General features: G+C 30.6%; 7 protein-coding genes. All 7 read left to right on the plus strand.

Features of this window, described 5'->3' with window-relative positions; genetic code table 11:
• A partial coding sequence (locus SOR60_RS04755) for a BMC domain-containing protein (protein ID WP_320595352.1) occupies positions 1–220 on the plus strand: 220 nt, incomplete at its 5' end.
• 11 nt (positions 221–231) lie between these two features.
• Positions 232–1,023 (plus strand): tetratricopeptide repeat protein, encoded by a 792-nt coding sequence (locus tag SOR60_RS04760; RefSeq protein ID WP_320595353.1) that lies wholly within the window; start codon positions 232–234, stop codon positions 1,021–1,023.
• Positions 1,020–1,946, plus strand: coding sequence for a DUF4037 domain-containing protein (locus tag SOR60_RS04765; RefSeq protein ID WP_320595354.1), 927 nt, complete (start codon positions 1,020–1,022; stop codon positions 1,944–1,946). The genes SOR60_RS04760 and SOR60_RS04765 overlap by 4 nt, the downstream gene beginning before the upstream one ends.
• Entirely contained in the window at positions 1,947–2,591 is a 645-nt protein-coding gene (locus SOR60_RS04770) for a DUF4125 family protein (RefSeq protein WP_320595355.1), read from the plus strand.
• Positions 2,581–3,432 carry a MerR family transcriptional regulator gene (locus tag SOR60_RS04775; RefSeq protein ID WP_154540036.1) on the plus strand — a complete coding sequence of 284 codons (852 nt, stop codon included), beginning with the start codon at positions 2,581–2,583 and terminating at the stop codon, positions 3,430–3,432. Before SOR60_RS04770 ends, SOR60_RS04775 begins: the two co-directional genes overlap by 11 nt.
• 10 nt (positions 3,433–3,442) lie before the next feature.
• Positions 3,443–4,528, plus strand: coding sequence for a 1-propanol dehydrogenase PduQ (locus SOR60_RS04780; protein WP_154540038.1), 1,086 nt, complete (start codon positions 3,443–3,445; stop codon positions 4,526–4,528).
• Between the two features lie 190 nt (positions 4,529–4,718).
• Positions 4,719–6,131, plus strand: a complete 1,413-nt coding sequence (locus SOR60_RS04785; RefSeq protein WP_320595356.1) for an LCP family protein — start codon at positions 4,719–4,721, stop codon at positions 6,129–6,131.
• Positions 6,132–6,139: the final 8 nt, after the last annotated feature.

Genomic DNA, 6,139 nt, shown 5'->3' on the forward strand with positions numbered 1-6,139 from the left:
AGCAGATGCAATGGTAAAGGCAGCAAATGTAACATTAGTTGGAAAAGAACATGTAGGTGGAGGCCTTGTAACAGTTCTTGTAAGAGGAGATGTAGGAGCAGTGAAAGCAGCAACAGATGCAGGAGCTGCAGCAGCACAAAGGGTTGGAGAATTAATCTCAGTACATGTAATTCCAAGACCACACACAGAAGTAGAAACAATTCTTCCTTCTAGAAAATAAGAATAAAAAATATGCGATATGATTTATCGAACTTTTATGAAAAATTAAAAGAAAAGTTTAATAAATCTCAAGCAAGAGAAACCCTAATATACCTATTAGAAGAATTCTCTAAAACAATAAGTTTAAAGGATGAAGGAGCCATTATCTTTGTAGGTAATGAGCTCTCATCTTTTCTTAGAGTAAAGGGACAGACAGGCCTTGCTTATAAGATTTATAAAATATTAGTTGACTTAGTTATAAAAAACTATGGCAAAAAATCTAAAGAATATGCAAGTCTTCTCTTAAATATAGGAAACTGTGATATAGTAGCAAAAAACTACGATAAGGCCATAAAAAGGCTTGATGAATGTGAAGAAATCCTTAAAAACTTTGATGATATAGGCTATCTACTAGCTAGTCTATATAATAATAGGTCACAAGCTTATAGGTCAAAATCTATCCTAGATAAAGCTGAAGCTGATATAGAAAAAGCCCTAGACTTAATAGATAAAAAGGAAAGAATTGCAGTATCTAGGATAAATCTTGCAGAAATTTCAATACTTAAAAAAGAATATAACAAGGCCCTTACAAATGCAAAGTTTGCCATAGACTATTATGAAAAAAATAACTTTAAAGTACCTCATCTAGCTAATGCCTATGCAACTTGTGCTAATATCTTTTATAAACTAGGAGAATATGATATAGCAATCAAATATTACAAAAAAGCAATTGAAGTATTCGATCAAACAGTAGGAGAAGGTCCAGCCAAAAAAGTTCTAGAAAGAAATCTAGAAGAGGCAAAAAGGAAAAGAGATATCTTATGAAGGCAATAGAATTATCAAAAAACTACTTCTATGATGTAGCTTATCCTATCTTTAAAAAAGAATATCCACAAATTGAAGACATCTGGGCTACAGGCTTGGTTGGAGAAGGATCAGAAAACTTTAGGCTAGATGATGAAATCTCAAAAGACCATGACTATGGTCCGGGATTTTGTATATGGTTAAAAGAAGAAGATAAGATAAAGCACCAAAGAAAAATAGAAGAAATTTTAAAGAAAATCCCTAAAAAATATATGGGATATGAAAGAATCGAGACAGCTACTGCTGGCAAAAGAACGGGACTTTTTTCTATAGAAGAATTTTATTACAAGTACACATCTTTTAGGAAATTTCCTATAGAAGATATTGATTTTCTTAAAATTCCAGAATCATATCTAGCGACAGCAACTAATGGCGAAGTATTTTTTGATAATTGTAAGATTTTTACAAGATATAGATTATACCTAAAAGAATTCTATCCAGATGATGTGTTAAAGAAAAAACTTGCAGCCTACTTATTTCAAATGGGACAAGCTGGACAATATAACCTAAAAAGAAGCCTTGATAGAAAAGATATTGGTGGAGTTTTTTTATCAAAAAGTGAATTTATAGAGGGATTATTCGGTTCACTTTTCTTACTTGCTAAAGTATATATGCCATATTATAAACTCAGACTAAGAAGATTAAAACAAATAAATTACTATCCAAAAGAGCTTATGAATGATATAGAAAAATTTATCCTTTCAAATGATTATAAAGAGCTTATAGACTTATCCGAAAAACTATCTATATATATAAAAGAAATATTAAAGTTTAGAAATATGACAAGGATAGATGAGTCATTTTTACTTATCCAAGCTCAGCAAGTACAAAAATCTATAAGAAATCCACAAATTAGAAATATAAGTCTTATGAAAGGAAATTAAATGAGAGATATATTTTTATATGTAGATAAGGAAAAGTTAGATGAAATCTATAAAGAAAAAAATATAAGCAAAGAGTCTAGGGCAAAGATAAATTTTATTGTAAACTTTGAATGGGATCAATTTGACAAAGTCAAAGGACTCAATGGAAGGGAATCATGTCAAGACTCTCCTATAGAGTTTATGATAATGAGACTTGCTCAATACCTATCATATGATAGAGAGCTTATAAGTCTAATCTTTGATGACATGGCTTACGCAAAAGATGAAAAATTTAATCCAATCTATGATAAGTATGCTAGAATGATGGAATATACAGATAAGAAAAACTTTGAAAAAATAAAGAAAAGTCTAAATTATTTATCACCAGTAAAAAGATCTACACTTTTATCTATCAAAAATGCTCTACAAAATCAAAAAGTCAAACTTCCAGATAAGCTTGAAAAAGTAAGGCCAGAAAAAAGTGAGTCAAAAAGAATCTCTTCCACAGACTATTTTATATGTGAGATATCTTTTATGTCCCTAAAAACCTTATGGAAAATAGAAGAGTTAGTAAAAATGAAAAACCATAATTTAGTTGAAAAAATATATCAAAATACTATATATTTATATAAAAGATTGAATTATGGGGTGGGAAATGAAAGATAAAAATGAACTTTATTCTATAGGACAAGCATCAAAGCTTGCAGATGTATCTACAAGAACCCTAAGACACTATGAGTCTATAGGAATAATAAAACCAGACTATGTCAAAGAAAATGGCTACAGATACTATAATAAGGACACCATAATGATGATGTCAATAATAAAATACCTACAATTTATGGACTTTTCTCTAGATGAGATAAAAGAATTCATCTTCAAAGCAAATTACCATGACATAGATGAAAGCTTTAGCAAACTTATAAAAAATACAGAAAATGAAATAAAAAAACTTAGGGAAAGATTAGTTATAATAAAAGATTGGCATGAGCTTATAAACGAAGCAGCAGCAGCTTTTACCTTGGGAAATAGCAATCCAAGCGTAAAATACTTCGAAGAAGAAGAGTTTATAGCTTATCCATTTGACTTTGACTACAATTACGAAAAGTCTATCCTAAGTCTTGATTATACAAACTTTGTAAAAGAAGAAAATAACAAGATTACAGGCGCAGTCATGTTTTATTTTTCCTCCTTTGTAGATAGGATAAAACATGAAGATGAAAATAGAGATATTGATGCAATCTACATCCAAAAAACTGTGAAAGATATTGAAAATAGAAACCATATATTCAAAAGAGAAAAGGGATTTTATGCATCAGTTTACCACTTTGGACCATATAATAATATAAAGAAATCCTACAAAAAGCTCATAGAATGGAGCAAAAGCTATAGGTACAAATTAAAGGGTTCATCCATAGAAAGATTTGTTGTGGATACATGGACCTTTAGGGATAAGAGCCAGTACTTAACAGAAATACTTATACCGATAGAAATGAAAGTAAATTAAAGGAGAACAGATGACATTTTCAGTAAAATCTACTATAAAGGTTGGAGATGATAGCCTTGAAACAATTAATACCCTTGGGGCAAAAAAAATATTTTTCATAACTGATCCTTTTGTAGTAGAAAGTAGAATGATAGATCAAGTTATAAATTTACTTGATAAGTCAGTAAACTATACTATATTTAGTGAAATAAGACCTGACCCCAACCAAGAGCTAGTAGATAATGGGAAAAGCGCTCTTAAAAACTTTAATCCAGATCTTGTAATAGCTATAGGTGGGGGAAGTGCTATAGATGCAACAAAGGCAATTATATACAATATCTACAAAGAAATAGGAGAAAAAATTCCATTTATAGCTATACCTACAACAGCAGGAACCGGGTCAGAGGCTACAAACTTTGCTGTAGTTACAGTTGGTGATAGCAAAAAGGTTCTTATAGATGATCTTATGTTACCAGATTACGCTCTCTTGGTAGCTAAATTCACCAAAACAGTCCCAAACTTTATAACAGCAGATACAGGAATGGATGTTCTAACCCATGCCCTTGAAGCCTATATAAGTAAAAATGCTTCAATTTATACAGATACCTTTGCAGAAACTTGTATAAAAACAGTCTTTGAGATTCTACCAAAGGTATATGATGATGGGGATAGACTTTCACTTAGAGAAAGAATGCTTGAAGTATCAAACATAGCAGGTATTGCCTTTAACAATGCGGGACTTGGCATAAACCACTCCCTTGCCCACACCATAGGAGGAAACTTCCATATATCCCATGGAAGATTAAACGCAATTCTTCTTCCATATGTCCTAGACTATAACTGTAAGAATGATGAAAGAGCAAGAAAAAAACTAGATAGCTTAGCTAAGAAACTAGGACATAATGATTACACCTGTATAATAAAAGAGATAGAAAAACTAAACAAAAAATTTAAAATTCCAGAAAAGCTATCAGGACTTGGAAAAATTGATGCAAGAAACTATGCAAATGCAATAGATAAGATGGCAGATACAGCTCTCAATGATAGGTGTACACCTACAAATCCTGCCCTTGTAACAAAATTTGATCTCGCAAATATACTAAGAGATTCTTTCTAATTATGAAAAATTTTACAAAAAAATCAAAAAAATTCTACGATTAAGTAGGATTTTTTTGATTTTCTTACTAACTTTAATAAATTAAAAGACATAATTTATCAAAGATTAACCTTTACCTAGATTGACAAATAATCTTTTGTAGGATAAAATATTTTTTGAAATAATATGTTTTATAATAAAGGAGAGAAAATTGAATAAGTCGGTATTTGGGAAAATTACTTCCATAATATTTCTAATAACATATGCAATATTTTTTGTATTTATAAATAAATATAACATTCTACCAATAAATTACAGAATATTAATTCTATTTATACTATTTATTCCAGTACTAGGAAATCTAATCTTATGCTTTTTAGGTAAAAAATTTCTAATAGGGAAAATCTTACTTTTTATTATCCTACTTCTCTTAAGTCTTGGAGAAGTTTTATTTATTTACTATGCACACAAATCCATTAGCACAGTTGAAGAGATATCAAATAGCAAACATCAAATAAAAAATGAAGTATCCTTTCTTGTATTAAAGGATTCTCCTATAAAATCAATCGAGGAAATAGATGGGAAAAATATAATTACAGCAGAAACTATAGATTCTAAAAGTACCACCAAAGCACTAGAATCACTTGATTCTACAAACTTAGAACCAATCGACTATACCGACTATGTAACAGGTGCTAAGGGACTTTTAAATGGTGAGGCAGATCTTATGCTTCTTAATGAAAGCTTTAGAGCTATGGTAGATGAAAACATTGAAGGCTTTAGTGAAAAAACTAGAGTTTTAAAATCAGTTTTAATAGATGAGAAAAAAGAAAAACAAGAAAAAAAGCAAGTAAAAGAAGATGAAAGCTTCAATGTATTTATATCGGGTATAGACACCTACGGAGCTCTTTCCAATGTCTCAAGATCTGATGTAAATATGATAGTGAGTATAAATCCAAGAAAAGGAAAAATCTTAATTACATCAATACCAAGAGATACCTACCTTAAAATAGGTGATATGGGTTATGATAAACTAACCCATGCTGGGCTTTTTGGGGTAGATACATCCATTAAAAGTATAGAGAACTTTTTTAATATAGACATAGACTACTTTGGAAAAGTGAATTTCACTAGTTTAAAAGAATTAGTAGATATACTTGGAGGAATTACAGTAGAAAATCCGGTAGAATTCACTACATCAGGAGGAGCCTACCACTTTCCACAAGGTGAAATATATATGGATGGTGATATGGCACTTGCCTTTGCTAGAGAAAGATATCATCTAGAAGAGGGAGATTTCGATAGAGGGCGAAACCATACAAGGATAATGACAGGAATAATAAAAAAATTATTAAGTCCAGAGATGCTACTAAATTTCAACACTCTTGCAGAAATAGCCCTAAAATCAGTAAACACAAATATGTCTTATGATAAGATGATAGAGCTTGTCAACAAGCAAATAGAAAAAGGGCAAAACTGGGATATAGAAAGCCAATCTCTTGAAGGATACGGAAGCATGGGAGAAGAATCTCTACTCATGCCAAATGCACAATTATACATGATGATACCAAGTGAGGATTCAGTTAAAGAGGTTAGGGAAAATATTATAGAGAACAATAAGTAGAATTATCT

Source organism: Anaerococcus porci (assembly GCF_034090325.1).
GTDB classification, from domain to species: domain Bacteria; phylum Bacillota; class Clostridia; order Tissierellales; family Peptoniphilaceae; genus Anaerococcus; species Anaerococcus porci.

What these genes read in the sequence shown, in the direction of transcription:
- SOR60_RS04765 (WP_320595354.1), top strand. Translation starts at nt 1,020, where the DNA reads ATGAAGGCAATAGAATTATCAAAAAACTACTTCTATGATGTAGCTTAT.
- SOR60_RS04770 (WP_320595355.1), top strand. Translation starts at nt 1,947, where the DNA reads ATGAGAGATATATTTTTATATGTAGATAAGGAAAAGTTAGATGAAATC.
- SOR60_RS04760 (WP_320595353.1), top strand. Translation starts at nt 232, where the DNA reads ATGCGATATGATTTATCGAACTTTTATGAAAAATTAAAAGAAAAGTTT.
- SOR60_RS04775 (WP_154540036.1), top strand. Translation starts at nt 2,581, where the DNA reads ATGAAAGATAAAAATGAACTTTATTCTATAGGACAAGCATCAAAGCTT.
- SOR60_RS04780 (WP_154540038.1), top strand. Translation starts at nt 3,443, where the DNA reads ATGACATTTTCAGTAAAATCTACTATAAAGGTTGGAGATGATAGCCTT.